The organism is Bradyrhizobium lupini, from assembly GCF_040939785.1.
Lineage (GTDB): Bacteria > Pseudomonadota > Alphaproteobacteria > Rhizobiales > Xanthobacteraceae > Bradyrhizobium > Bradyrhizobium canariense_D.
The window spans coordinates 5,855,809-5,880,731 of record NZ_CP162553.1 but is presented as its reverse complement, the minus strand read 5'-3'; the positions used below and the strand labels follow the sequence as shown (position 1 = coordinate 5,880,731).

The 24,923-nt window shown below is 64.3% G+C and carries 14 protein-coding genes and 4 pseudogenes; 7 read left to right on the top strand and 11 right to left on the bottom strand.

Annotated elements, in window-relative coordinates:
- Positions 1–769: 769 nt before the first annotated feature.
- The gene (locus tag AB3L03_RS27860; RefSeq protein WP_026234004.1) at positions 770–1,909 is read left to right on the top strand and encodes an MFS transporter; all 1,140 of its coding nucleotides are present in this window, start codon (positions 770–772) and stop codon (positions 1,907–1,909) included.
- A gap of 6 nt (positions 1,910–1,915) precedes the next feature.
- On the opposite strand, the gene AB3L03_RS27855 is transcribed toward AB3L03_RS27860, so the two are convergent.
- Positions 1,916–2,905 carry a tripartite tricarboxylate transporter substrate binding protein gene (locus AB3L03_RS27855; RefSeq protein ID WP_085349002.1) on the bottom strand — a complete coding sequence of 330 codons (990 nt, stop codon included), beginning with the start codon at positions 2,903–2,905 and terminating at the stop codon, positions 1,916–1,918.
- Positions 2,906–3,192: 287 nt separating this feature from the next.
- Between AB3L03_RS27855 and AB3L03_RS27850 the strand changes: the two are divergent.
- Positions 3,193–6,032 (top strand): annotated as a pseudogene (locus tag AB3L03_RS27850) (winged helix-turn-helix domain-containing protein).
- 23 nt (positions 6,033–6,055) lie between these two features.
- On the opposite strand, the gene AB3L03_RS27845 reads toward AB3L03_RS27850, so the two are convergent.
- From AB3L03_RS27845 to AB3L03_RS27835, 3 genes and pseudogenes are all read right to left on the bottom strand, one after another.
- Positions 6,056–6,994, bottom strand: coding sequence for an aldo/keto reductase (locus AB3L03_RS27845; RefSeq protein WP_368507349.1), 939 nt, complete (start codon positions 6,992–6,994; stop codon positions 6,056–6,058).
- A 93-nt stretch (positions 6,995–7,087) separates the two neighbouring features.
- A pseudogene (locus AB3L03_RS27840) lies at positions 7,088–8,505 on the bottom strand (MDR family MFS transporter).
- A gap of 74 nt (positions 8,506–8,579) precedes the next feature.
- A complete protein-coding gene (locus AB3L03_RS27835) occupies positions 8,580–9,725 on the bottom strand; it encodes an HlyD family secretion protein (RefSeq protein ID WP_368507348.1) in 1,146 nt (381 codons plus the stop codon).
- A gap of 47 nt (positions 9,726–9,772) precedes the next feature.
- On the opposite strand from AB3L03_RS27835, the gene AB3L03_RS27830 reads away from it, so the two are divergent.
- A complete protein-coding gene (locus AB3L03_RS27830) occupies positions 9,773–10,501 on the top strand; it encodes a TetR/AcrR family transcriptional regulator (protein ID WP_231190506.1) in 729 nt (242 codons plus the stop codon).
- A 49-nt stretch (positions 10,502–10,550) separates the two neighbouring features.
- Here the strand turns inward: AB3L03_RS27830 and msrA are convergent, their stop codons facing one another.
- The 6 genes and pseudogenes from msrA to AB3L03_RS27800 form a co-directional block, all read right to left on the bottom strand.
- Entirely contained in the window at positions 10,551–11,066 is a 516-nt protein-coding gene (msrA, locus tag AB3L03_RS27825; protein ID WP_026234007.1) for a peptide-methionine (S)-S-oxide reductase MsrA, read from the bottom strand.
- 172 nt (positions 11,067–11,238) lie between these two features.
- On the bottom strand, positions 11,239–11,661 hold the full coding sequence (locus AB3L03_RS27820) for an OsmC family protein (protein WP_085348997.1): 423 nt from the start codon (positions 11,659–11,661) through the stop codon (positions 11,239–11,241).
- A 206-nt stretch (positions 11,662–11,867) separates the two neighbouring features.
- Complete coding sequence (locus tag AB3L03_RS27815) at positions 11,868–12,716, bottom strand: enoyl-CoA hydratase/isomerase family protein (RefSeq protein WP_368507347.1); 849 nt, start codon at positions 12,714–12,716, stop codon at positions 11,868–11,870.
- Between the two features lie 52 nt (positions 12,717–12,768).
- The gene (locus tag AB3L03_RS27810) at positions 12,769–14,082 is read right to left on the bottom strand and encodes an alpha/beta fold hydrolase (protein WP_368507346.1); all 1,314 of its coding nucleotides are present in this window, start codon (positions 14,080–14,082) and stop codon (positions 12,769–12,771) included.
- A 262-nt stretch (positions 14,083–14,344) separates the two neighbouring features.
- Positions 14,345–15,048 (bottom strand): annotated as a pseudogene (locus AB3L03_RS27805) (VOC family protein).
- A 33-nt stretch (positions 15,049–15,081) separates the two neighbouring features.
- Positions 15,082–15,753, bottom strand: coding sequence for a sensor histidine kinase (locus tag AB3L03_RS27800; protein ID WP_085348993.1), 672 nt, complete (start codon positions 15,751–15,753; stop codon positions 15,082–15,084).
- A 332-nt stretch (positions 15,754–16,085) separates the two neighbouring features.
- Between AB3L03_RS27800 and AB3L03_RS27795 the strand changes: the two are divergent.
- The 4 genes and pseudogenes from AB3L03_RS27795 (at position 16,086) to AB3L03_RS27780 (ending at position 21,719) form a co-directional block, all read left to right on the top strand.
- Positions 16,086–18,928: pseudogene (locus tag AB3L03_RS27795) on the top strand (winged helix-turn-helix domain-containing protein).
- Positions 18,929–19,046: 118 nt separating this feature from the next.
- Positions 19,047–19,754: a hypothetical protein gene (locus tag AB3L03_RS27790; RefSeq protein WP_085348991.1), complete on the top strand. Its 708-nt coding sequence runs from the start codon at positions 19,047–19,049 to the stop codon at positions 19,752–19,754.
- Between the two features lie 184 nt (positions 19,755–19,938).
- Positions 19,939–20,640, top strand: coding sequence for a type 1 glutamine amidotransferase domain-containing protein (locus AB3L03_RS27785; protein ID WP_085361023.1), 702 nt, complete (start codon positions 19,939–19,941; stop codon positions 20,638–20,640).
- A gap of 122 nt (positions 20,641–20,762) precedes the next feature.
- Complete coding sequence (locus AB3L03_RS27780; protein ID WP_368507345.1) at positions 20,763–21,719, top strand: alpha/beta fold hydrolase; 957 nt, start codon at positions 20,763–20,765, stop codon at positions 21,717–21,719.
- Between the two features lie 49 nt (positions 21,720–21,768).
- On the opposite strand, the gene AB3L03_RS27775 is transcribed toward AB3L03_RS27780, so the two are convergent.
- Positions 21,769–24,651 (bottom strand): winged helix-turn-helix domain-containing protein, encoded by a 2,883-nt coding sequence (locus AB3L03_RS27775; RefSeq protein ID WP_368507344.1) that lies wholly within the window; start codon positions 24,649–24,651, stop codon positions 21,769–21,771.
- Positions 24,652–24,923 lie beyond the last annotated feature (272 nt).

Below are 24,923 nucleotides of genomic sequence, written 5' to 3'. Positions count from 1 at the left end.
AAGGCCGGGTGCCGGCTGGCACCCGCGGTCCGCTGCGCGAAAAGCACACGCAGGAAAACCGCACAGCAGCATACAGGTGTAGCCAATCACTCGGCCTTCCCTGCGCGATGGTTGGACGGCTTATGCCGTGCTCTCCCGGGAGCCGAGTTCTCTTTGGCCTCCCTCGCCCCAACGAAAGTCACCGGCACCGCGCCGGTTGACGCAGATGCCGCATTCGCCAGGGCTTGACCGTAGCAACGACGGCCAGGACCACACGGTTTTGCCGTACGCACGGCCCGCCATTTCGCCGCAGTATTCCCAGCCCTGTCGACGGAGCCGGAAACTTACAGACGAGACGAAGCCTAGCAGCGCCGCTCGTCGGCACGAAGCCTTGGGCTCACGGAGAGCAATCCGCCCTGCCCTTGGCCTCTCGCACCCGAACGCTGCCGCGTCCACCGCAAGCCCGGCTCGCGAACATGACGACCACAAGATCGCCCCTCAAGGATGAGCCGGGATGGCCAACACATACGCCGTTTCCGAATTTCGGTAAAGCGGAATATTTTCATCAGTGCGGCTTGACACCGGTGCGGGTCGGGCTGTCAAGGTGTTTCGCCCGACGGCGCAGCCCACCGGCGCGCCGAGATGCCGGTGACGAGCCAAAAGGCCTGGTGTCCGCTTGCGGCCGCCCGGGGGCCGCCTGCGACAATCCGAGTCCGCCGCGGACATAAAGACGCGACAATTGCGGGGCTTGTCGATTGCCCCTGCCCTGATTCCCCTTCCCGGAGTTCCCATGTCTTCTGCCGACAGGCCAGCGACACGCCTTGCGACCAGACTTGCCTTCCTCGTCGCGGGTTTCGGCATGGCGTGTTGGGCACCACTGGTGCCGTTCGCGAAGGCGCGGCTCGCCGTCGACGACGGCATCCTCGGACTGCTCCTGCTCAGCCTCGGCATCGGCTCGGTCGTCGCGATGCTTCTGACCGGCGTGCTGAGTGCGCGCTATGGCAGCAAGCCGATCATCATGGCGGGCGGGATCGGTCTTGCCCTGGTCCTGCCTCTGCTGACAATCGCGAACTCGCCCGCGATGCTGGCGCTGGCACTCCTCGCATTCGGCGCCGCGCTCGGCTCCATCGATGTCGCCATGAACATCCACGCGGTTGAGGTGGAGCGCGCCGCGGGACGTCCGCTGATGTCCGGCTTCCACGCGCTGTTCAGTATCGGCGGCTTCGCCGGGGCCGCGCTCATGACCGCACTGCTCTCGCTGCAACTCGGCGCGCTCGCTTGCACGCTGATCTGCTCCGTCCTGATGCTGATCGCGATGCTTGGGGCCTGGCCGCGGCTGCTTCGCTCCGTGCAGGTGCAGGAAGGACCGCTGTTCGTGCTGCCGCATGGCGCCGTGCTCCTGCTCGCGCTGCTTTGCGCCATCACCTTCCTCGTCGAAGGCGCGATGCTCGATTGGGGCGCGTTGCTCGTCATCGGCGCGGGTCTCGTTTCCGAAGCGCAAGGCGGGATCGGCTACATCGTGTTCTCGGTCGCGATGACGATTGGGCGGCTCGGCGGCGACGCCGTCGTCGCGCGCATCGGAGACCGCACGACATTGTTCTGGGGCAGCCTGATTGCGATCGCGGGTTTCGTGGTCCTGCTCACCGCTCCCGTCGTGGCGGTCGCCATAGGCGGCTTCCTACTCATCGGCCTCGGCGCATCCAACCTCGTGCCGGTGCTGTTCCGCCGAGCGGCGAGGCAGAAGGTGATGCCAACGGGCCTCGCCGTCGCGGCAATCACGACCGCCGGCTACGCCGGCGTTCTCGTGGGCCCCGCCGGTGTCGGCTTCATCGCACGTCTTGGCGGATTGCCGGTGGCGTTCTGGCTCCTGACCGCGCTGATGGGCCTCGTCACGCTGACGGCGCGCATTGTCACGCGCGCCGATGCCTGAGCGGCTTCACAAATTGATCAGCCCGATCGATTTGATCAGGGGCGCGAGGCTTGCGGATGTGGCCTCGACGATGCGCTGGAATTTGTCCGGGCTTGAATCGTTGTCCGGCTCCATGCCCTGGGCGCGATAGCTCGCCAGAAGCGCCCTATCGGCCATGGCGAGCCGCGTCGCCTGCGCGATCCGGTCGATGATCGCATCGTCGGTGTCCTTGGGTGCGAACAGACCGAACCATCCCTCATACCGGATGCCGGGCATGCCGGATTCGACGGCGGTCGGGATCTCCGGCGCGCCGCTCAGCCGCGTTTCGGTGGTGACCGCAAGCAGCCTGACTCTTCCCGCTTGGGCCAGCTGCTGCAATTGAACGGACATGACGGCAATGACGAGCGATATCTGGCCGCTGACGAGGTCGTTGGTCGCCTGCGCGATGCCGCGATAGGGCACGTGGACGATGTCCAGCGCGCCGGCCTGCTGCTTGAAGGATTCGCCGACCAGATGGTTTCCGGTGGCGATCCCCGGCGTGCCATAGGACAGCTTTCCTGGATTGGCTTTCGCATAGGTGATCAACTCGCGCAGGTTTGCGGCAGGCACCGAAGGATTGACGGCGAAAACCAGCGCGCTGTTGATCAGCCGGTAGATGGCGCGGAAATCGCCAACGGAATATCCGGGATTTGCCGCCGTCATGGGAATGATGACCTGCGTGCTGCCGTTGCCGAGCAGCAGCGAATAGCCGTCGGGCTCCTCGCGCGCGACCGCCGCGGTCCCGATGGCGCCGCCCGCGCCGCCGATATATTCGACGAAGGTCGGCCCGAGCAGCGACGGCATCCTGTCCACCCAGGGGCGCGCGATCTGGTCACCCGATCCGCCGGCTCCGTAGGGAATCACCAGGCGAATGGGACGAGACGGATAGTCGGCGGCTTGTCCGTTGCGGGGAAGCGCGGCGAGCGCCGCTGCGCCCGACAACGCGTGCACCAATTGTCGCCGCGTGAAAGAGGCCATGCTGGAAATTCCGGAAGTCGGCAGTCAATGTGGTGGCGGGACCGGCTCCCGGACCATGCCATCGCAGCAATCCGGCATCACAGTCAATGCTCCATCCGGCCGTGCCCCGGCGTCATCGCATTGTCATGTCGGCCTAACTCTTTATTTCACAAGCATTATTTCGGCGAGCCATCCGTCCGCGCAGGGCTGTGAGCCCTGCCCACTGCTTTCGACCGGTTTACTGTACGCCTCGTTCTGTTAGATCAGAAAGTAATACCTTTTGACTCCCTTCGAGGGGGCGATGGCGCGTGCCAGATCGTAGCGAAGATTCGGCCATTTCCTTTGGGCCATTTCGACTGTTTCCGAAGTCCCGGCTCTTGGAGAAGGAGGGCTCGCCGCTTCATGTCGGCGGCCGCGCGCTCGACATTCTCATCTTCCTTGCCGGACGCCCCGGAGAAGTGGTCGACAAGAGAGAGCTGGTCAAGCGCATCTGGGCCGGCGTCAATGTCGACGAGGGTAGCCTGCGCTTCCATGTCGCAGCGCTACGCAAGGCGCTCGGCGACACCGGCAAGTCGGCGCGTTACGTCGTCAACGTGCCCGGCCGCGGCTATTGCTTTGTCGCCTCGTTCGCTCAAGCAGCTCCTCCGGCCGCCCCGCTCCCGGCCGAAAGCGCCCCTCCCCGCTCCTTGCCCGCTCAGCTCACCAGGATGGTCGGCCGGGAAGGTGTCATCGAGAAGATCTCGAACGGACTTTCGCTCTATCGCTTCATGACCGTCGTCGGCCCGGGCGGCATCGGCAAGACCTCGGTCGCCGTCACCGTCGGGCATCGCCGCTCCCAGGATTTCGGCGGGCGAGTCTTCTTTGTCGATTTCGGTCCGCTGAGGGATGCCAGTCACATCGCGACCACCATTGCTTCGGCGCTCGGACTGACCATCAGCGCGGAGGATCCGACGCCGGCCCTGCTGACGTTTCTGAAGACCGACCCGGCCCTGCTGATCTTCGACGGTTGCGAACATGTGCTGGATCATTTGGCGCCGCTGGTCGAGCGCATCGTTCGCGAAGCACCGCAGCTTCGTGTTCTCGCAACCAGCCGCGAGTCGTTCCGGAGCGAAGGCGAGCGAATTTTCCGGCTGTTCCCGCTGGACTGTCCGCCCGAGCGCGAAGGGCTTGCTGTCGACGAGGTCCTTGCCTACCCTGCGGCTCAGCTCTTTGTGGAGCGCATTGCGCAGAGCTCGGGCCCGTTCCAGCTCAGCGCGGAAGAGGCCCCCTCGTCGCGAGCATCTGCCGGCGCCTCGACGGCATCGCGCTGGCAATCGAGCTCGCGGCGGGCCGCGTCAATGCTTACGGCATCGCCGGCACGGCATCCCTGCTCGACAGCCGCTTTTCGCTGCAATGGCGCGGCCGACGCACCGCCGTGCCGCGGCACCAGACACTCGCTGCGGCGCTCGACTGGAGCTACGACCTTCTGCCTGCCGCGGAGAGCGCAACGCTGCGACGCCTGTCGGTCTTCGCCGGGCCTTTCGCGCCGGAGGCGGCTGCGGCGGTCGCGTCGGGTGACGGCCTCAACGCCTCCGAGACCCTCGAAGCAATCGACAGCCTGGTGACCAAGTCTCTGATTTCGCCGTCCGGCTCGCGGACGCTGCGCTATCGGCTGCTCGACACCACGCGCACCTATGCATACGGAAAACTCAACGAGCTCGGCGAAGCCGGGCAGTTCGCGCGGCGTCATGCCGAGCATTTTCGCGATTTATTCCAGCGCGCGGAGGCCGATATTTCGACGCCGCTGCCCGAATGGCTGAGCATGTATGGCGCGGAGCTGGACAATGTGCGCGCGGCGTTGGACTGGGCCTTCGGGCCCGACGGCGAGCCGAAACTCGGGATCGCGCTGACGTCGGCCGCAGTCACGCTGTGGGTGCGTCTTTCGCTGTTCGCGGAATGCCGTGAGCGCAGCAGAACGGCGCTCGCGGCGCTCGGAGACACCGCCGACGACGACCGCATCCGCATGCAGCTGCTGTCGGCGCTCGGATGGTCGCTGATGTATGGCGAGGGCCGCGCGCGCGAGGCGCGGCCGATCCTCGAGACGACCCTCGAGCTGGCTGACAGGCTCGACGACAAGGATTTCCGGCTGCGCGCGCTCTGGGGCTTGTGCATCGACCAGTTCAATAACGGACAGTTCGGCAAGGCCCGTGCGCTCGCCGATCGCTTTGCGAACGCAGCCGCGAACTCGCCCGACAGGACCGATGTCATGCTGGGCGACCGGCTGATGGCCGTCGCGCTGCATTATCTCGGGGATCAGAACGAGGCTCGGCTGCGCATCGACCGGGTCAATGCATCGTTGCATGTGTTGGCGGAGAAGCCGAAAATCTTCCCGCTCGATCTGAGAATATCGACGCAATATTTTCGAGCTCGCATCCTGTGGCTTCAGGGTCTGGCCGATCAGGCTCAGGCCCTCACCGCCAGAAACATCGAGGAAGGCCGCGCCAACGGCCACGCGCTGACATTCTGCAGCGTGCTCGGACAAGCCGCCTGCCCGATCGCCTTCTGGTCCGGCGATTTCGACGCCGCCGAGCGTCACGGCATCGAGCTGCTCGAACACACCGAGCGCCACGCCATCCGGCTGTGGGGCCTGTGGGCACGGGCCTTCAACGCCGCAGTCATGGTCAGGCGCGGCGACGTCACGACCGGCCTGCCGCTGCTGCGCGAGGAGCTCAATCGCGCCGGCGATGCGCGCTTCCTGCCGCGCTTTCTGCCCTTGCTCGGCGAGCTCGCCGCGTGTTCCGGAGAGGCCGACCAGGTCGATCGCGGGCTCGACGTGATCGAGGATGTCCTGACCCGCTGCAACGACCGGCAGGAGCTCTGGTATCTGCCGGAGCTGATCCGCATCAAGGGAGAGTTGATGCTCAGGAACGCCCGGCATTCAGAGGATGCCGAGGCGCGCTTTCGCGAGGCCATGGACATTGCCGTCCAGCAAGGCGCCCGTTTCTGGGAGCTGCGAAGCGCGGTCAGCCTGGCGCGGTACATGATCGGGGCCGGCCAGAGCGCGGAGGCCTTGGCAATTCTGCAACGCGCATGCGGGCCGTTCACCGAGGGCGCCGGCATTACCGAGATCCGCAGCGCCCACGATCTGATCGAGCAGCTCCGGGCTTGACGAGTCGGCTGACCGGCGCCGATTCATCCGGCCCGCAGAATGAATCCGGGCACGCCGGTCTTGACGACCGTGTTGAACCTGATGTTTGTCGTAATCTGGTCCCTCATCTCTCGCATGGCGTCATCGGGCAAGGCCGAAATATCGAAGTTTTCCTGGATGCGCCGGGAATTGGTCGAAGTCGTCAGGAAAGCGGTGCCGCGCTGGAGGGCCCACGCCAGCGCAATTTGAGCCGGCGTCCTGTGCAAGCGCTCCGCGATGGCAGTGATCACCGGATCGGCTAGCACGTTCGGCTTCATGGCGTGTCCCAGCGCTGCAAACGCCTGCAAGACAATCCCGTGCTCTCGACAGAAGTCGAGCAGGTCCCATTCGGGAAGATACGGATGCGATTCGACTTGCACCATGGCGGGCCTGATCCGCGCGATCGAAACGATCTCGCGCAGCTTGTCCAGGGTGATGTCCGACAGACCGATCGACTTGCAGTGCCCCTCGTCGACGAGGCGCTCCAGCGCCCCCCATGTCTCCGCCAGCGTAACCCCTGAATCATAGATGACCCGACCGTGCTCATCCCTCGGGTCCTGCTCGTCGCCGGGTTGAAAGGCAAAGGGCGTATGGATGATGTAGCAATCGATCTCGTCGAGTTGCAGCCGCCGGCGACTGCCGTCGAAGGCAGGCCTGACCCGTTCCGGCCGATGATTGGTGTTCCATAGCTTCGTCGTAACGAACAGGTCCTTGCGCTGAAGCGTCCCCGCCTTGAATGCCTCCCGCAGCGCATCGCCGACCGCCTCTTCGTTGCGATAGCGCTCCGCGCAATCAAGATGTCGAAATCCGGCCTCCAATGCAGCCTTGGTGGCCCGCCTGGTCACGAGCGGATCCGGAATGAGCGTGCCAAATCCCACCGCGGGAATCGTCCCGGATTGATGAGTTGGAATTCTCGTATAACGAAGCGAATCCGACGTTGTCATGCTGATGCTCCTTTGTTTGCCCTCAGCTCCCTCAAAAGTAAGGGACGAGGTGTTCGAAATTGACGATGCGATGTCATTCCATGACTCCAGGCGTTAACCGGTAGGCCGCGGCTTACGGAGAAAAAACACGAGCGGAATCATGACGAGCATGGCGAACATCAGGATCTCGAACTGGTCGATGACCGCGACGGTCGCCGCCTGACGCGTGACCATGCCGTTGAGGGCCGCAAGACCCGGCTTGCCGACCGAGCCCCCGACGTAAGCGGCGACACGATAGGGCGTGAGGTTCTTTGCGAGTGCGACATGCACAGCCTGCGTGTTGGCGTAGAAGAAGAGCTGGACGACCGCGATGCCAATTGTGCTGCCATAGAGGCGCGACAGGTTGATCAGCGCGCTGCCTTCCGGGCGGAGCTTCGGATCGAGCGTGCCGAACGCGGCCCTGGCGAGCGCGGGCAGCAACATGCCGAGACCCGCTCCCTGGAGCAGGCCGGCCTCGACGACCGGCCGCCAATCCATCTCCGGTGAATAGCCAAGCATCAGCCAGTTGGCATAGACCACCAGCGTCATTCCACCCACGAGGAACGGCCGGTAGTCGATCTGCGCCGGGACCAGGCTCGTCAGCACCAGCGCCCCCACCAGCGCGACGCCGCGAGGAACGGTCATGTATCCGGTGGTGTCGACGGGGTAGTTGAGCAATTCCTCCAGCATCGGGGACGTCAAGGCCAGGGTCGGCAGCAGCACGAAGCCAAGCGCGAAGGAGATGACCGTCGAGAGCACGAGATTGCGGTCCCTGAACAGCGCCGTGCGGAGAAAGTGCTCCTTTGTCGTCATGACGTGCACGATGAAGAGATAGAAGCCGAGCACGGAGGCGCCCGCCTCGATCCAGATTTCCGTCGAGGCGAACCATTCGAGGCGCTCCCCGCGGTCGAGCAACATCTGCAACCCGATCATGCCGACGGAGAACGTCGTCAGACCGAAGAAGTCGAAGGACCGGCTCCGCTCCGCCCGCTTCTCGCGGAGCAGCTGAGCCATCGTCAGGAAAATGAAGCCCGTCATCGGCAGGCTGAAATAGAAGATCGAGGGCCAGCCGTAATATTCGCTGAGCCTGCCGCCAATGGCCGGGCCGCTGCTGATGCCGAGTAGGGAGCAGACGGTCCACGCCAGGCTCATGCGCGCATGTCGCACCGGCGATGTCGCCTCGAGCAGGATCGCCAGCGAGAGCGGTGCCAGCGGTCCGCTCGCCGCGCCCTGGAGGATCGCGCCAGCACGAACTGAATCGACGTCGTCGCCAGCGTGTCGAGCGCGAGACCCAACACGAAGATCGTGACGGCGGCCTGATAGACTACCTTCCGACCGTAGCGTCCCGCCAGCCATTGCGTGATCGACATGGTCACGGCGCTCGCCGCGATATACGAGGAAAACACCCAACCGACCTCGTCATTGGCCATCGAGAGCGTCGCCTGAATATGGGGTAGCGCCGCGTTCGGTATCGAGATGTTGACGGCCTGCATGTAGGTCGCCATGAGGGCGGCCGCGGCGATCGCGTGATGACCGCCGGGCGCCGTGGACGATGGGAGGGGCGTACTCATTTGCCCTCCATCGCAAGCGCCGGTTGGAGCAGATGCGCCCAGCTGCGGCGATGGCCTGTATCGACCCGCGCCGTCACGCTGATGCCTGAGAACAACGGCCGGTTTGGATCGAGATCGTCGAGTTCCAAGCGCACCGGCAATCGCTGGACGACCTTGACCCAGTTTCCCGTCGCATTCTCGGGCGGCAGGAGCGAGAAGTCCGAGCCGGTCCCCGGACTCATGCTGACGATGTGTGCCTTGAACTTGCGATCGAGATAGGCATCGACGTCGATCGTCGCCTCCTGGCCAGGGCGCATATGAGTGAGACCGGTCTCGCGAAAATTCGCCTCGACCCAGACGTGCCGGCTCGACAGCAACGAGAACGTCGGTGCCCCGGCATTGACGAAGCCACCAATCTGGAGATCGTCGACCTTGGTCACGATGCCGTCGTCCGGCGCCGTCACGGTGGCGTAGGAGAGATCCAGCCGCGCACGGTCGAATTGTGCCTTGGCTGCGCGGACTGCCGGATGGCGATCGACATCACCCTCAAGCTCGCCGTTGAGTGCGACGATCGTGGTGGCGATCTGCTGCTCGACCGACGCCACGCGCTGGCGAGCGACCTTGAGATCCGTCTCGGCCCGTTCATAGACCGCGCGTGGCGTGAAGTCGGAGGCAACCAGCATCCTCTTGCGGTCGAATTCGTGCTCGTCGAACGTAGCCGTCTCTTTGGCCGACTGCAGCTCCGCCTGCTGCTGACGGTGGGTCGCCTTGAGGGATTCGATCTGGAGCCGCGCACTTCCGAGGCGCGCCTCGGCCTGGTCGACGGCAATTTGATAAGGCTCCGGGTCGATGCGAAACAGCACCTGCCCCCGCCGGACGCGCTCGTTGTCACGCACGGCTATCTCGACCGCCTGGCCGGAAACGCGCGCGTTGATGGTCACCTTGGCGGCACGCACAAAGGCGTCGTCGGTCGAGACATATTGCTCCTGCGCCAGATAGATGAATGCACCGACCACGGCCACCGCCATCGGCAGCGCAAGCATCAGCGGCCGTCGCAGCCGCTTGCCGAGCCCTGCCCCAAACCATTGGGCGGCTGCCTCGCTCGGGCGGAAGCTGTTGCGAACGCCGAGCCCGCCGGCGATTGGCGCGAAATCGAAACGCATCGGAAGATCCTCGGGTTCAATCTATTTAATAACGTTCGTTACAAATATTGTACTCCGACGCGGCGATCAAGTCCGCGACCTTGATTTTTATAACGATCCATACAAATATGCGTGTGGAACATGGCAACCGGGGTTCTGACGATATGGCACGGAAAAAGAGCGAAACGACCCCGGCGCGCCGGGGACGCCCACCGGCCTACGACGCAGAGACGGCCTTGAAGCGGGCAACGGAAACGTTCTGGAGGACCGGTTATTCCGGTACCTCCCTGGACAAGGTCGCTGCCGCGACCGGAATGAGTCCGCCGAGCCTCTACGCGGTGTTCGGCAACAAGCATGCGCTCTATCTCGAGGCGCTCGCGCGGTATTGGGAGATCAGCCTTGCCGCGACGCGTGAGGCTCTCGCCGGGGACCATTCCTTGGACGAAGCGCTGATGCTGGCCTATGACGCGGCGCTGTCGATCTACTTTTCCGGCAAGGGAGCCGCACGCGGCTGCTTCGTGGTGGGGACGGCGGTGACCGAAGTCGCAGAAGATGCCGCGATCCGGAGCAGCGTTGCGGCGGGACTGCGCATGATAGATGCCGATTTCGAAGCCCGCTTCCGCCTCGCCCAGGACAAGGGCGAGCTGAAGCGCGACGCCGATCCGGCGGCGCTTGCCATTCTCGCTTCAGCCACGATGCACACCATCGCCATTCGCGCCCGTGCCGGCGCCCGCCGCCCGGAGCTGAGGGAGATGGCCCGAAAAGCGGTCGATGTGATCTGCGGATGCCGGCGATGATCTCGCGGATTTCAGCCATGGCTCTCCCCGGCAATAGCGACGACCCGCTTTAGCCTGCCGCGGCAGCCCCGCGCCGCGGCAACTTCCAGTCGGGGCGGATGAAGTGGCAGGTGTACCCGTCCGGATAGCGTTCGAGATAATCCTGATGCTCCGGCTCGGCTTCCCAGAACTCGCCCGCGGGCGCGACCTCGGTCACGACCTTGCCAGGCCAGAGACCGGACGCCTCAACGTCTGCAATCGTGTCCTTGGCGATCCGCTTCTGCTCGTCGCTGGTATAGAAGATTGCCGAGCGATAGCTCGTGCCCAAATCATTGCCCTGGCGGTTGAGCGTGGTCGGATCGTGGATCTGGAAGAAGAACTCCAGCATGGTCCGAAAGCTGGTCTTGGCGGGATCGAAGGTGATCTCGATCGCTTCGGCATGACCTTCATGGTTGCGGTAGGTGGCATTCTTCACCGCGCCGCCGGTATAGCCGACGCGGGTGGAGACCACGCCCGGTTGCTTGCGGATCAGATCCTGCATGCCCCAGAAGCAGCCTCCGGCCAAAATTGCGCGTTCCGTTGTCATATCTCCACTCCCAATTGATCGGTCTGTCCGTTCTGAACCCGTCGCATCCTATGCTTTCGGCGGCCCAGTCGAAAGCCGGGCATTTGCCCATCCGGTTCCTCTCGTGGAGGCCAAAGCTTCGACGACCTCAGCTTCCCCAAGCAGAACCAGATGGACATAAATTGAGCGCGCCTTACGTCAGCTTCGCGTCGAGCGTGATTGCGGCGTTGAGCACCTTCGACACCGGACAGTTCTTCTCGGCCTCGCCCGCGATCTTGGCGAAACCAGCGTCGTCGAGGTTCGGCACCTTGGCACGTAGCTTCAGCGCCGATTTGCTGATCTTGAAGCCTTTGCCTTCCGGCTCGAGGCTGACCGCAGCTTCAGTCGTGAGCTCGTCCGGCGTGAAGCCGGCGAGTTGCAGGCCGAAGGCCAGCGCCATAGTGAAGCAGCCGGCATGGGCCGCAGCGATCAATTCCTCGGGATTGGTGCCCTTCTCGTTCTCAAAGCGGGTCTTGAACGAATAAGGCGTCGCGGCGAGCACGCCGGATTCGCTCGATAACTGACCAGTGCCATCGCGACCGGTGCCTTTCCAGACTGCTGTTGCCTTGCGGATCATCTCAATTCTCCTGGTTGATTTTTTTAGCACCGGCACTCGGTACGGTACGAAAGCGACATTGGCACGACCGCCTGTCGCCGTTCCAACCGGCCGAGCGCCGCAGCAGTTCCGCCAAATCCCGTTCCGATAAAATCGGAACGGGACTTGATTCTTGCTTTGACGCGTTTTCTTCACGCGAACCGGTATCCACTTCGCTTGAAAACGCTTTAGCTACCGATCTGTCCGACATGGAAGCCGAGCCGGTTCTCGACATCACCGGCGCGGTGGAAGCCGCGCGACATCAGCGCCTTGATGCGGCTCTGGCTTGCCGGGCGGCTGAGCGAGGCCAGGAACGCGTCCCATTCCGGCTTGATCTCGATATCCGGTGGCAGGCTCGCAACGTCGACGAGGCGCTTGGTCTCGGCAATCGCCTCCTTGTCGAAGGACGCGATGCGCATGGCCAGCGCCTCGACGAAGCCATCGAGCTCGGCATCCGGCAACGAGCGGTTCACATAGCCGTAACGTTCGGCGAGATCGCCGTGGATATCGTCGGCGCCAAGCAGAACCTCGAGCGCGCGGCCGCGGCCCATCAGGCGCGGCAACCGCGCCATCGGGCCGCCGCCGGGCACCAGGCCCGCACCGACCTCCCATTGCGACAGGACCGCCTTTTCGCGGCTGGCAAAGCGCATATCACTTGCCAGCGCCAGTTCGCTGCCGACGCCGGTCGCACGGCCCCTAATCGAGGCAATCGAAACCACCGGCGCGCGGCTGAGACGCACCAGCATGTCGGGCAGTGCCTGCAGGCCCGTCGGCCCCGGCGGGATACGAAGCAGATCCTCCAGCGGCGCGAGGAAGTCGTAATGCGTGATGAAGAAGCCTTCGACGGCGCTGTCGAACACCACGACCTTCACCTCAGGATCGATCTCGATCGCCTTGACGACGTCGTCAAGAAGCGGAAGCTGCTTGGGGCCGAAGATATTGACTGGGGGCATGTCGAAGGTGACACGCCAATACGACGGCAGCCGACGTTCCAGGCGGATTTGGTCGGTCGTGAAGGTGCGTTCGGGGCGGTTCATGATTGGATTCCTGGTCTGTGGGGAAAGAAGGGAACGCGCGGAAGTGCGCGTCTCAGATCGACTGACGCAGCGGTCGGAAGGCGGTGCGCATTTCCGCGCAGAACAACGCGGGCTGCTCCCAGGCGGCGAAATGGCCGCCCTTGTCGAGACGGTTGTAGTGCATCAGCCTCGGATAGGCCTTCTCGGTCCAGCTGCGCGGCGCGGCGTAGATCTCGTCCGGGAAGACGCTGACGGCGACCGGGATCTTGATGTGCTTGGGCTCGAAGAACACCAGCTTGTTCTCCCAGTACAGCCGCGCCGACGACACCGCGGTGTTGGTGAGCCAGTAGAGCGCGATGTTGTCGACCACGTCGTCGCGCGACAGCCCTTCCGTCTTGCCGTCGAACACCCGGGCGATCATTGCGGCGCTGCGCGCATCATGGTCGAGCATCCAGGACGCGAGGCCCGCCGGCGAATCCACCAGGCCATAGAGTGTCTGCGGCCGGTTGGACATCTCGATCGCGTAGCCGAGACCGTGCTTGTAGAAGTCCTCGAGCTGATCGTAAGCGTAGCGCTCGTCGGCCGAGAGGTTCGACGGCCGCGATCCGCCGGGCTGAAGCGCCTTGGCGATGTCGTCAGGAACGGTCGCGGGCATGTTGGTGTGGATGCCGAGCAGTTCCGGCGGCGCGATCACCGCCATCTGCTCCGTCACGGCATTGCCCCAATCGCCGCCTTGCGCGACATAGCGGTTGTAGCCGAGCCGCTTCATCAGCACGATCCAGGCACGCGCGACGCGCTGGGGATCCCAGCCCAGCTCCGCCGGCTTGCCGGAGAAACCGTGGCCTGGGAGCGAAGGGATCACGAGATCGAAGGCGTCCGCCGCCGTCGCTCCGTGTGCGGCGGGGTCGGTGAGCGGGCCCACGATCTTCATCTGCTCGATGATCGAACCGGGCCAGCCATGCGTGACGATCATCGGCAAGGCATTCTCGTGCCTGGAGCGGACGTGAATGAAATGGATGTCGACGCCGTCGATCTCGGTGACGAATTGCGGCAAGGCATTCAGCCGCGCCTCGATCTTGCGCCAGTCGTAGTCGTTCTGCCAGTAGCTCACGAGCTGCTGCACTGTCGTCAGTTGCACGCCCTGCGATTGATCGGCAACGATCTCACGATCCGGCCAGCGCGTCGCCGCGAGACGGCGGCGAAGATCGAGCAGATCCGCCTCGGGCACGCTGACGTGGAACGGGCGAACCGCCCCACTCACGCCGGCCTTCGCGGAATGCAGCGGCAGCAGGCTCGATACGCTTGCGGCAACCACGGTCATCGCGGCCTGGCTCAACAGTTGACGGCGGTCTGGATTGAGAATGTCGGTACGTGCTTGCGTGCTCATGTTCGATCTCCCTGACTTTGGTCGGTGATGCTGACCGAATTCGACATCAACGCCTCGGTTCGCCATGCCGAGAGATTGGCGCAGGCCCTGGCAATTTGCTCGTTATGGGTTGTTAGAGCACGTTAGCCGTTGCGAGCCGCGCGACACCGAGGAGAGCGATCGTCGACTCGCGACGCGCGCCGCCAAAACAACACGGCGCGCGATGAGCTCAGTCATCGCGCGCCGTGTCGGCTTGCATCAGTCGAAGAATCCGCTGTCCAGCTCAGGATGGCAGCGGCTGGCCCGCCTGCTCGCGGACGATGTAATCGGCGTACCAATCGGCCCAGTTCTCGTCGTGCCCGCCGGTCCGCTTTTCGTGCTCGCCATGGGCCGCCGCCGCGCGGCGCAGTGCTGCGGCCAGCGCAGCCTGCGAAGCGAATGTCGTGCCGCCGCCCGCGATCCGTCCCGGCAATCGCGTCGTGACCTCCTGGAATAACCAGCCATTGCCGTCGGGATCGCTGAACGACGCATATGAGCCGTAGCTGCCGCGCTTCGGGTCAGCACCGCTCACCCGAACGCTGCCGGAGAGATAAGGCTCGTCGGTCCCGGCGTGAACATCGCCGGCACCGTGGAATGGAGCACTGACCTCGACGCCGCGGTCGAGCAGATCCGTTCGCGCCGCCTCCAGATCGGAGACGATCAGGTACAAGCCTCGCACCGAGCCCGGCGCTGCCGCCGTCACGTTCCTGCCGAAGATCACCGAGCAGGCCGAACCCGGCGGCGTGAACTGGATCACGCGCCAGTCATCGCCGGAGCGTCCAGGCGCCAACCGAGACGCGCGTAGAAGGCCTTGGCGCGATCGACATCGGACACCGGGATCACGATCACCTCGAGCCGCTGATCGACGCTAGGCGATGTCGAAGGCGTCTTCGCAGGCTTGTTGGAAGGCTTGGCCGCGGCGTCGTGGTCGATTTCGGTAGTGGCCATGTCGAACTCCCTGGGTTGGATTTAAGACGAGCTTCAAGCAGCTGCGATCGGCATCACGATGGTTACGCGTGTGCCGTCCTCTCCCGCCTCGCCCTGCAGCCGGGCGTGAATGCTGCGTGCGAGTCCTTCGAGAATCCGGCTGCCGGTGCCCTGAAGCGGCCCGGTCGCGCCGATCCCGTTGTCTATTACCGTGCAGAACCAGGCGCCGTCGCGATTGGCCGTCTCGATGCGGATCAGTGCGTCATTCCTGTTCGGGAAGGCATGCTTGGCCGCATTCGTTACCAGCTCCGTCAGCATCAGCGCGAGCCGATGGCATTGCGACGCCGGCAGCGTGCCGCTTTCAATTGCAGCCTCGCAGCGGATGCCCGCCGGCTCCAGCACGGCCTCGGAAATCGCTCCGCACAGATTTTCGAAGAAGGCCGCCACCGGGATCGCCGTATGGTCGTCATTGTCGGACAAGAGTTGATAGAGCCTGCCGAAGGCGACAATGCGCCGCTCGAGCCGGTCCGCTGCAAGCGATACGTCCCTGGTACCCGTTCGGGTGAAATCGCGGCGGACTGACGCACCCAGTATCGTTAGCGTGTTCTTCATCCGATGGTGGGATTCCCGCAGCACGAGCTCCCAGTCACGCGACTGATCGTCTAAACTGGCCACAAATTGAGATCGAACGACGTCGTCATTCGGCCGAGCATTGATACCGGACATCGTAGCCTCCCCGTTGGAATTAGCGTCAAACTCGGAACGGATACTGGATGCAGTTCGCGCGCATTGCTCGTTAGACGTTGCAAGATTCTGTTATGATGGGGGTCCGACGACGGGCACTCCGAACGTGAGCTGGTCGGTCAAGCACACTGCCGGGTTGTCCCGATCGCTCCGAAAGAGGCTCGCGTTGAGTACAATTTGCGACGGATCGTCGCGCGCGACCGGCCAATTGCCGGCACCCTCCACGCGATTTCGCCACTTTCGACCAGTTTACTCAGGGTTCCCTTCTGCTAGATCAAAGTGCAGAGTTCAGCTCTCACTGGAATGATTGGCCCGTGCCGGACACTAACGACCAGGATTCGGCCATTGCTTTCGGGCCATTCCGGCTGTTCGCAAAGACGCGGCTGCTCGAGAAGGACGGCGCCCCGGTTCACCTCGGCGGCCGTGCGCTCGACATCCTCGTTTTTCTCGCCGAGCGCGCCGGCGAGGTCGTGGACAAGCGTGAGTTGATCCGGCGGGTCTGGGCCGACGTGAATGTGGACGAAGGCAGCCTGCGCTTTCACATCACGACGCTGCGCAAGGCCTTGGGCGATCCGGGCGAAGGGTCCCGCTACGTCGTCAACGTCCCCGGACGAGGTTATTGCTTCACGGCGGCGCTGCTCCGGGCTGCCCCTTCGGAGAACCGGACCAGCCTGCCCGTTGCTTCGCCGCGCTCGTTGCCCTCGCCGCTGGCAAAGATGATCGGGCGGGACGATGCGGTCCAGAGAATTTCCGCCGAGCTCGCCTTGCATCGCTTCGTCACGATCGTCGGTCCCGGCGGGATCGGCAAGACCTCGGTCGCACTGGCCGTGGCGCATGGCGAGCTCCCGGCCTTCGACGGCCAGGTGTGTTTTGTCGATTTCGGCGCACTGAGGGAGACCCGGCTCGTCGCGGGAACGATCGCGGCCGCGCTGGGCCTGACAGTCAATTCCGACGATCCGGTGCCGGGGTTGCTGACGTTCCTGCGCAACCGGCGGATGCTGATGGTCTTCGACAGTTGCGAGCACATCCTCGACGATCTCGCCCCTCTGGCGGAGCGCATCGTCCGGGAAGCGGGTGAGCTGCATATTCTCGCAACCAGCCGCGAATCCTTCCGCGCCGAAGGTGAGCGTGTCCATCGGCTGTTTCCACTGGATTGCCCGCCACAGCGCGACGGACTCGGCATCGCCGACATCCTTGCCTATCCCGCAACTCAGCTCTTCGTGGAACGAATTGCAGAGAGCCTGAGCGAATTCGAGCTCAGCGAGGAGGATGCGCCGCTTGTGGCCGACATCTGCCGTCGATTGGACGGCATCGCGCTCGCGATCGAGCTCGCGGCCGGGCGTGTGAACGCCTATGGCATTGCCGGCACCGCCTCGCTGCTCGACAGCCGTTTCTCCCTGCTATGGCGCGGCCGGCGCACCGCTGTCCCGCGACACCACACCCTGAGTGCGGCGCTCGCCTGGAGCTATGATTTGCTGCCGGCAACCGAAAGCGCAACGCTGCGCGGATTGTCGGCCTTCGTCGGGCCGTTCACGCTGGAAGCCGCGCTTGCGGTCGCATCCTGTCAGGGCATCGGCGAGGCAGAAGCCGCCGAGGCGATCTCCAACCTGCTTTCCAAATCGCTGATCGCGACCTCGCCTGCGGAGCGGCGGCTGCGCTATCGCCTGCTGGATACGACGCGTGCCTTCGTCGCGGAGAAGCTCGTCGAGAACGGCGAAGCTGACCGCGTCGCACGTGCCCACGCCGAATATTTCCGCGATTTCCTGCGTGACATCGCTCTCAAATCCACGGGCATGCAGAGCGCCGGAGGCTTTCTTCCCTATGCCGACCACCTGCCCAATGTCCGGGCCGCGCTGACCTGGAGCTTTTCGGACGGCGGGGACCGAACGATCGGCGTGGATCTGGCGGCGTCGGCGGCGCAATTCTTTCTCGAGCTGACATTGCTGACCGAATGCTACCGCTGGACCCAGCAGGCGCTGGCGTCCCTCGACGCGAGCGCGGTGGATGGCCGCAATGAAATGATCTTGCAGGCCGCGCTCGGCGTCTCCGCGATGTTCACGCAGGGCAATACCGAAGCGGTCCGCTCGGCATTCACGCGCAGTCTCCAGCTTGCCCAGGAGCTCCAGGATTTGCACTGGCAGCTCTGGCTGCTCCGCGGATTGCACATCTATCTCACCAGGGTCGGAGATTTTCACGGAGCACTCGGAACCGGGGAACAGGGCGAGAGCGTCGCGCGGAAGCTGAACGATCCCGCCAGCACGCTGAACGTCGAATGGATGCTGGGCGTCGCCCATCATTTGATCGGCAACCAGTACAAGGCGGTGCAGCTCTGCGAGAGCGCGATGTTGCATAATCCCGGCTCGCAGCGGCTGAATATCGGCCATCTCGGCTATGACGACCGCATCGTCGCACTGGTGGCGCTGGCACGCGGGCTTTGGCTCACCGGCCGGCCCGATCGTGCGATCGAGGCGTCGAGATACACCGTTCGCGAAGCCGAACTGCTCGAACAGCCGCTCACTCTCGGTATTTCCTTGATCTGGACCATCTACGTGTTCCTCTGGGTCGGCGACTTGGCCAATGCGGAAATCCTGATCGAGCGGCTGATCGATCATTCCGCGCGGCACTTCCTCGGGCCCTATCACGCGGTCGGCATCGGCCAGAAGGGTGAGCTGCTGCTTCGCCGCGGCGACGTCGCCGCCGGCATCGAGCACCTCCGCCGCAGCCAGGCCACGCTGTACGCGACGCGACACCGGATCATGACCACGGTGTTTGCGACCGCGCTCGCGGAGGGACTCGTGGCGCAGAACCAGGCCGACGAAGCCTTGCAGACCATCAACGATGCCATCGCAGAGATTCCCGATCATGGCGAATCCTTCGACATGCCGGAGATGCTCAGGGTCAAGGGCGACATCCTCGCCCGGTCGGGCAATGCCGCGGAGGCCGAAAGCTGCTTCCTGGACTCGCTCGATCTGTCACGCCGCCAAAGCGCGCTCGGCTGGGAGCTGCGGGGAGCAATTAGTCTCGGCCGGGTTTGGCGCGGGGCCGGAAAAGCCGCCGACGCACGCGCCCTGCTCGCCCCCTCGTCGCGCGGTACCAGGAGGGCCTCCAGACCCGTGATCTCGTCGCCGCCAGGGAGCTCCTTGCGGCGCTGAATTGAGAGTATCTTCAATGAGATACCGCAAGGCTATCCGCTCGCAACTCCTAACAAATTCTAACACGCCAAGCCGCATCCGCCCCGCCATGGTGGTGGCACTTCATGGTGGATATGGCGGGACATGGCGCTTCTTGACGATGTAATTGATGCCAGCGGCGGAATGGCCCGCTGGAATAGCTTGAGCCGGTTCACGCTTCACCTCTCCGTCGCGGGAACGCTGTTCTCCAGCACCGGACATGCCAGCGAATTCAAGGACGTGACGGCGGAGGGCTCGACCCGCACGCAATCGGTCCGCTTCACCGGCATCACCGGAGGCGAACACTCCGGCTCGTTTCAGCCGGACGCGATCACGATCGAAAGCCTCGAAGGTGAGATTCTGCGGACCTGGCGCAATCCGAGTCTTGCGTTCACCGAGGCCGGTTCGCCCGCGCTCGCGGGCGAGCTGCATCTCGTCTTCTTCTGCGGCGTCGCGATCTGGAATTATCTGACCAATCCATTCCTGCTCGCCCATCCCGATGTCTTGGTGGAGGAGCTGCCGCCGTGGCAGGAGAATAACGAGTCATGGCGGCGGCTGCGGGCGCAATTCCCACCGAGCCTGATCACGCTCGCGCCCGAACAGATCTTCTATTTCGACGAGAACGCATTGCAACGGCGGACCGATCACGATCTGTTCGGAATGAAAGTCGCGCATTACTCCTGGGCCCATGACAGCTTCGGCGGCATCGTGGTGCCGACGCTCCGACGCGCGCAGACGCTGCGGCCCGACGGAACCGTGGTCGCCAAGCCCGTGCTGATGGATGTCGAGATCTTTGACGCCGTCTTCGAGTAGCGGCCCGCGCGATATCTCCAACTCTCAACGTCTAACAATACATAACGAGCCAACAGTCAGCCTTGAGCGCAGATTGGGGTCGCGAGCAACGAACGACGTGACGTGCTCGAACGAGACCCAGCTCCGCGCATCTCCACCGCAATGGAGCGCGTCATCGCAGCAAACGCACTCAAGGAGAACGGTCATGAAAATATTGATGGTCATCACCTCGCACGATCAGCTCGGCAACACCGGGCGCAAGACGGGCTTCTGGCTCGAGGAGCTCGCCGCCCCCTATTTCATCTTTAGGGATTCCGGGGCCGAGATCACCCTCGCCTCGCCGAAAGGCGGCCGTCCGCCGCTCGACCCCAAGAGCAACGAGCGCGAATTCCGCACCGACCTGACGCTACGCTTCGAGGCCGACGTCGCCGCCGAAGCCCAACTCGACAAGACGGTTCGCCTCGACAGCGTCAAGCAGGAAGATTTCGACACCGTCTTCTATCCCGGCGGTCACGGCCCGATGTGGGACCTCGCCGAGGACAAGGACTCGGTCAAGCTCATCGAATCCTTCCTTGCCGCCGGCAAGACAGTCGCCGTGGTCTGCCATTCGACTGGTGCGCTGCGCCACGTCAAGACGCCCGACGGCAAGCCCCTGGTTCAGGGCAAGGAGGTGACCGGTTTCACCAATGGTGAAGAGGAGGACGTCGGCCTCACCAAGGTGGTGCCTTTCCTGGTCGAAGACGAAATGCTGAAGCTTGGCGCCGTCTTCTCGAAGACGGCAAACTGGGGCGTTCACGTCGTCACCGACGGCCTCTTGATCGCGGGCCAGAACCCGCACTCCTCGGGTCCGGCCGCGCAGGCCCTGCTCGCCGCCCTGAAGGGCGAGCCGCTGGCGCGCGCGTCGTAAAGCCCAGATGCGGCACATCGCGAGAGGCGCCCGCGATGGTGCCTCTCGACGCCGCCGTCACAAGGGGATGTCCCCTACTTGCGACACATCTTCACCTCACATGCCGAATTCGGAGCGATGACATGAACATCCCAGCCACTCTTGCCCTATCGGCCGCTTTGGCCTGCGCGACCGTGCAGGCCTCGGCACAGGATCTGCGATCGAGCCGGCGCTCGATCAGCTATCACAAGACCGATATCCGGGGTCTCGAGATTTTCTACCGCGAGGCTGGGCCCACCGACGCTCCGACGGTGCTGCTGCTCCACGGATTTCCCTCGTCGTCGCGGATGTGGGAGCCGCTGATGCCGCTGCTCGCCGACAAATATCATCTCATCGCGCCGGACTATCCCGGCTTCGGCAACAGCAGCGCGCCGCCGCCATGCGACTTCACCTATACGTTCGACAACATCGCCGCCGTGATCGGCGAGCTCACAACGAAGCTCGGCCTCACCGACTACGTCCTGTTCATGCAGGACTACGGAGGCCCTGTCGGCTTCCGCATGGCGCTGGCGCATCCCGAACGCGTCCGCGGTGTCATCGTCCAGAACGCGGTTTCGCACGAGCAGGGGCTGAGCCCGCTCTGGAATGCGCGCAGGAAGTACTGGGCCGACCCGGCGCACGAGGTCGAGGCGCTCAAGGCCAACTTTACGTCCCTGGAGGCGACGCGTCAGCGGCATCTCGGCTCCAGTCCGCGTCCCGAGCGCTATGACCCCGACACCTGGATCGACGAATACGCGTTCCTGACGCGTCCCGGCCAGGCCGAGATTCAGACCACGCTGTTCCTGGATTACCGGACCAACGTCGCCTCCTATCCGAAATGGCAGGCTTGGTTGCGCCAGACGCGGCCACCGACGCTGGTGGTCTGGGGCGAATACGATCCGTCATTCGCCGTCGCAGGCGCGACGGCCTATCGCGACGACGTGCCGGATGCCGAGGTTCACATTCTCGAAGCCGGCCACTTCGCGCTGAATGAAGCCACCGACGAGATCGCTTTGCTTGTCCGCGACTTCCTGGGGCGGCTGGCTGGACACAAGGGTTGAGCGCTGATGGACGCGCTCAGCAGCGAGAAGAGACGGTCGTATCGACTGTTCAGGCCCCCGGTTCGTTCAACATGCGCCGTGCTGCAATGAGATCGGCGGTCTCGAACCCTTCGGAGAACCGGGCATAGGTTTGAGCGAGCTGTTCGAGCGGATTTTGCACATGCTGCCGGGTTCGAAGCCGCGCCAGCGACATCTCGGCTCGCAGCCGCCACGATAGCGCGCCCTGCTGTTCGGCGAGCGAGATCGAGGCGACAAGATCGGCCTCGGCCGCGTCGGGATTGCCGCCCTGGACCTCCAGCTCTCCCCGCAGACGGAGCAGCTCGGGCATGTCGAACGCGCCGCCTTCCCGCTCGACCCGCAGAATGGTTTCGTGAAGAACCTGAATGCCTTCCGTCAATTGTCCCAAGCTGACCAGGCCCCGAGACAGATCCGCGGCGAACGCCGAGGCATAGAGTTCGTAGCGGTCGGCATGCAGGCGTGGAAGCGCACTCCGCATCAGGTCGACGCCGCCGGCCGCCTCGCCCCGAGCGATCATGCTCTGCGCCCGAAAACCCGCCGCGACGGCTTCGTAAGGCACGAGCCCGTGCATGCTCGCATGCGCGGTCAGACGACCGGTCATGGCCTCGACCGACGACCAGTCGCCGAGCCAGCCGAATACCGAAGCGGACCAGCATAATGCGATACAATGCATGACCACGTCATGCGGCGCCGAAGCGCCGACCAGCGGCCGGATGCATTCGAGCGCACGATCGGGAAAGCCGCGCAGCCATAGCACGCGCGCGAGCGGAATTTGCGGTGTGCGTGAATAGGCGAAATGCCCGGGTTGGGTGCCGCGGAGCGCAGCGTCGTCTCGCAGGCCCTGGTCGAGATGAGCCTGCGCCGCGGCCTGGTCTCCGGCGAGGTGATATGACACGCCGAGCAGCGCTTTGCTCCCGGCGATGCCCGCGGTATCGCCGATGACGCGGGCAATCCGCTCGGCGTGAAGCGCAGTCGGCACCAGATGCCGATAGCGACCGGTCCGGCGGTAGAACATGTTGAGCCGGGACAACAGCCTGAATGTGTTGGCGTGATCGGAAAGCGCTTCCGCTATTTCCAGCCCGCGCCTGAGCGCCGCTTCCACCTGCTCGCTGTTACGTTCGGTGAACATCAAGGCGTGACCGAGCGTCGACTGAAGCTCGAGCTCCCATGCGCCGCCCCGGTCGGCCTCGTCCAGCATTGCGAGTGCGCGATCGGACCAGATGCGGGCCTCGTTCAGCAAATTGAGTTCGACGAACAGCCTTGTGCAGCTGCCGGCGAGCGGCACGCGCAAGCCGGCGCCGTCGTCGTTGGCATAAGCCCATTGCAGCGCAGCGCGGGCATCGGCGAGCAGGCTCGCGCTTTCCTGCAAACGTGACGCATGATCGCTGCCCTCCTTGTCCCTCATGCCCGCTTCGAGCGTGCATTGAACATAGAGAGCATGACGATGCGCGATCTGCGCCAGCTGTCCGCCGTCGGCCAGTTTCTGCAGGGCATAGGCACGCGTTGCGTCGAGCAGGCGATAGCGCCGCGATGCGCCGTCCGGCTGGGTGGAAACCAGCGACTTCACCACGAGTTGCTCCAGGGCCTCGACGACGCGATCCTCCGCCATCTCCGCCCCGGCCGCGACTGCTATCGCGCCCCTCAACGTGAAGTGACCTGCGAAGACGGCGAGGCGCTGAAATACGATCCGCTCGCTCTCGCCGATCAGACCGAAACTCCAGTCGAGCGTAGCGCCGAGCGTCTGCTGCCGCGGCGGCGCCGTCCGCCGCCCGCGCCATTCGAGCTGCAGCCGGTTGTCGAGCAGCGCCGCCATCTCGCGCAGTCCATAGAGACCGACACGTGCGGCAGCCAGCTCGATCGCCAGCGCGATGCCGTCGAGCTTGCCGCAAATCCGGGCCAGGACTTCGGCATCCTCGTCGGTGATGTCGTCGCGATGCCCCGCCGCGACGGCGCGATCGACGAACAGGCGCACGGCGGGATAAGCAAGCACCTCGCCGGCACTGAGGCGGGTGCCCTGCGGCGGACCGGGGAGCGAAACGAGCTCGAAAATCTGCTCGCCTTCCACCAGCAGCGACTCGCGGCTGGTTGCGAGGATGACGATGCCAGGCGCCTCCCGGTAGATGTTTTCTGCAAGGCGCGCGACCTCCTCGATGACGTGCTCGCAGCTGTCGAGCACGAGAAGCAGCCGGCGGCCGCGCAGGAAATTGACGATGCTGGCCGAGGGGTCCTCGTGGTGCACGACGAGGCCCAACGCGGCTGCAACCGTGCTCGCGACCAGCGCTCCGTCCTTGAGCGGACCGAATTCGAGGAAATGGACGTTGCCGTCGAAGCTATCGCACATCTCGTGCGCGAGCGCAGTCGCAACGGTGGTCTTTCCGATGCCGCCCGGCCCTCGCAGCGTGACGAAGCGATCGCGGAGCAAGCGCGCTGCCAACTCGGCCACGGCGTCCTCTCGCCCGACCATCCGGTCCAATCGGCGCGGTAGCGACGGTGGCGGCGCGGCCCTTTCAGGCACACGCGACGCCGGTGTAGCCACCTCCGCGCGCCCGCCACGCCGCACGGGCGCGACAAAGCAATAGCCCCGGCCCGGGATGTTGGTAATGTAGCGGGCACCATCCTTTCCGTCGCCGAGCACCTTGCGCAGCTCCGCGACATGGACGCGCAGGCTGACCTCCTCGACGGAAAGTCCGGACCACGCATAGCCGAGAATTTCGTTCTTCGGGACCACTTCGCCGGCGCGACTGACCAGCAGGCGCAGAATATCCGTCGCGCGGCTGCCGAGCCTGACCGGCAAGCCATCCTTCTCCAGCAGCCGCGACCGCAGCGAAAATGGCCCGAACGCGACGGCATCGAAATCTGGGATCGCCGCGGCGTCGCGGCCGCGGGGGCCCTGTCCTGCCGAGAGCTCGATCACTTTTGACTCATCTTGACGGCCGCTCCAGCGAAATGCGGCGCGACTATACCCGGCGCCAGTGCGAGGTCCAGCGAGGGCAACCCACAGAACTCACACCTCCACATCGATCTCCACGCCATGACCGGTGCTCTCCTGAGTCGTATCGGGGATACGCAAATGTCTGATAAACTGTACAAAAACGACGCTTCCTGAGACGGGATGCCGCACCTGATGCGCTCCCACAAAAACTAACACATCCTAATCACCACTAACGAGCTTGCAGGTCAGCTCAC

Coding starts and splice junctions, on each gene's coding strand:
- AB3L03_RS27860 (WP_026234004.1), top strand. CDS start 770: ATGTCTTCTGCCGACAGGCCAGCGACACGCCTTGCGACCAGACTTGCC.
- AB3L03_RS27855 (WP_085349002.1), bottom strand. CDS start 2,905: ATGGCCTCTTTCACGCGGCGACAATTGGTGCACGCGTTGTCGGGCGCA.
- AB3L03_RS27845 (WP_368507349.1), bottom strand. CDS start 6,994: ATGACAACGTCGGATTCGCTTCGTTATACGAGAATTCCAACTCATCAA.
- AB3L03_RS27835 (WP_368507348.1), bottom strand. CDS start 9,725: ATGCGTTTCGATTTCGCGCCAATCGCCGGCGGGCTCGGCGTTCGCAAC.
- msrA (WP_026234007.1), bottom strand. CDS start 11,066: ATGACAACGGAACGCGCAATTTTGGCCGGAGGCTGCTTCTGGGGCATG.
- AB3L03_RS27820 (WP_085348997.1), bottom strand. CDS start 11,661: ATGATCCGCAAGGCAACAGCAGTCTGGAAAGGCACCGGTCGCGATGGC.
- AB3L03_RS27815 (WP_368507347.1), bottom strand. CDS start 12,716: ATGAACCGCCCCGAACGCACCTTCACGACCGACCAAATCCGCCTGGAA.
- AB3L03_RS27810 (WP_368507346.1), bottom strand. CDS start 14,082: ATGAGCACGCAAGCACGTACCGACATTCTCAATCCAGACCGCCGTCAA.
- AB3L03_RS27800 (WP_085348993.1), bottom strand. CDS start 15,753: ATGTCCGGTATCAATGCTCGGCCGAATGACGACGTCGTTCGATCTCAA.
- AB3L03_RS27790 (WP_085348991.1), top strand. CDS start 19,047: ATGGCGCTTCTTGACGATGTAATTGATGCCAGCGGCGGAATGGCCCGC.
- AB3L03_RS27785 (WP_085361023.1), top strand. CDS start 19,939: ATGAAAATATTGATGGTCATCACCTCGCACGATCAGCTCGGCAACACC.
- AB3L03_RS27780 (WP_368507345.1), top strand. CDS start 20,763: ATGAACATCCCAGCCACTCTTGCCCTATCGGCCGCTTTGGCCTGCGCG.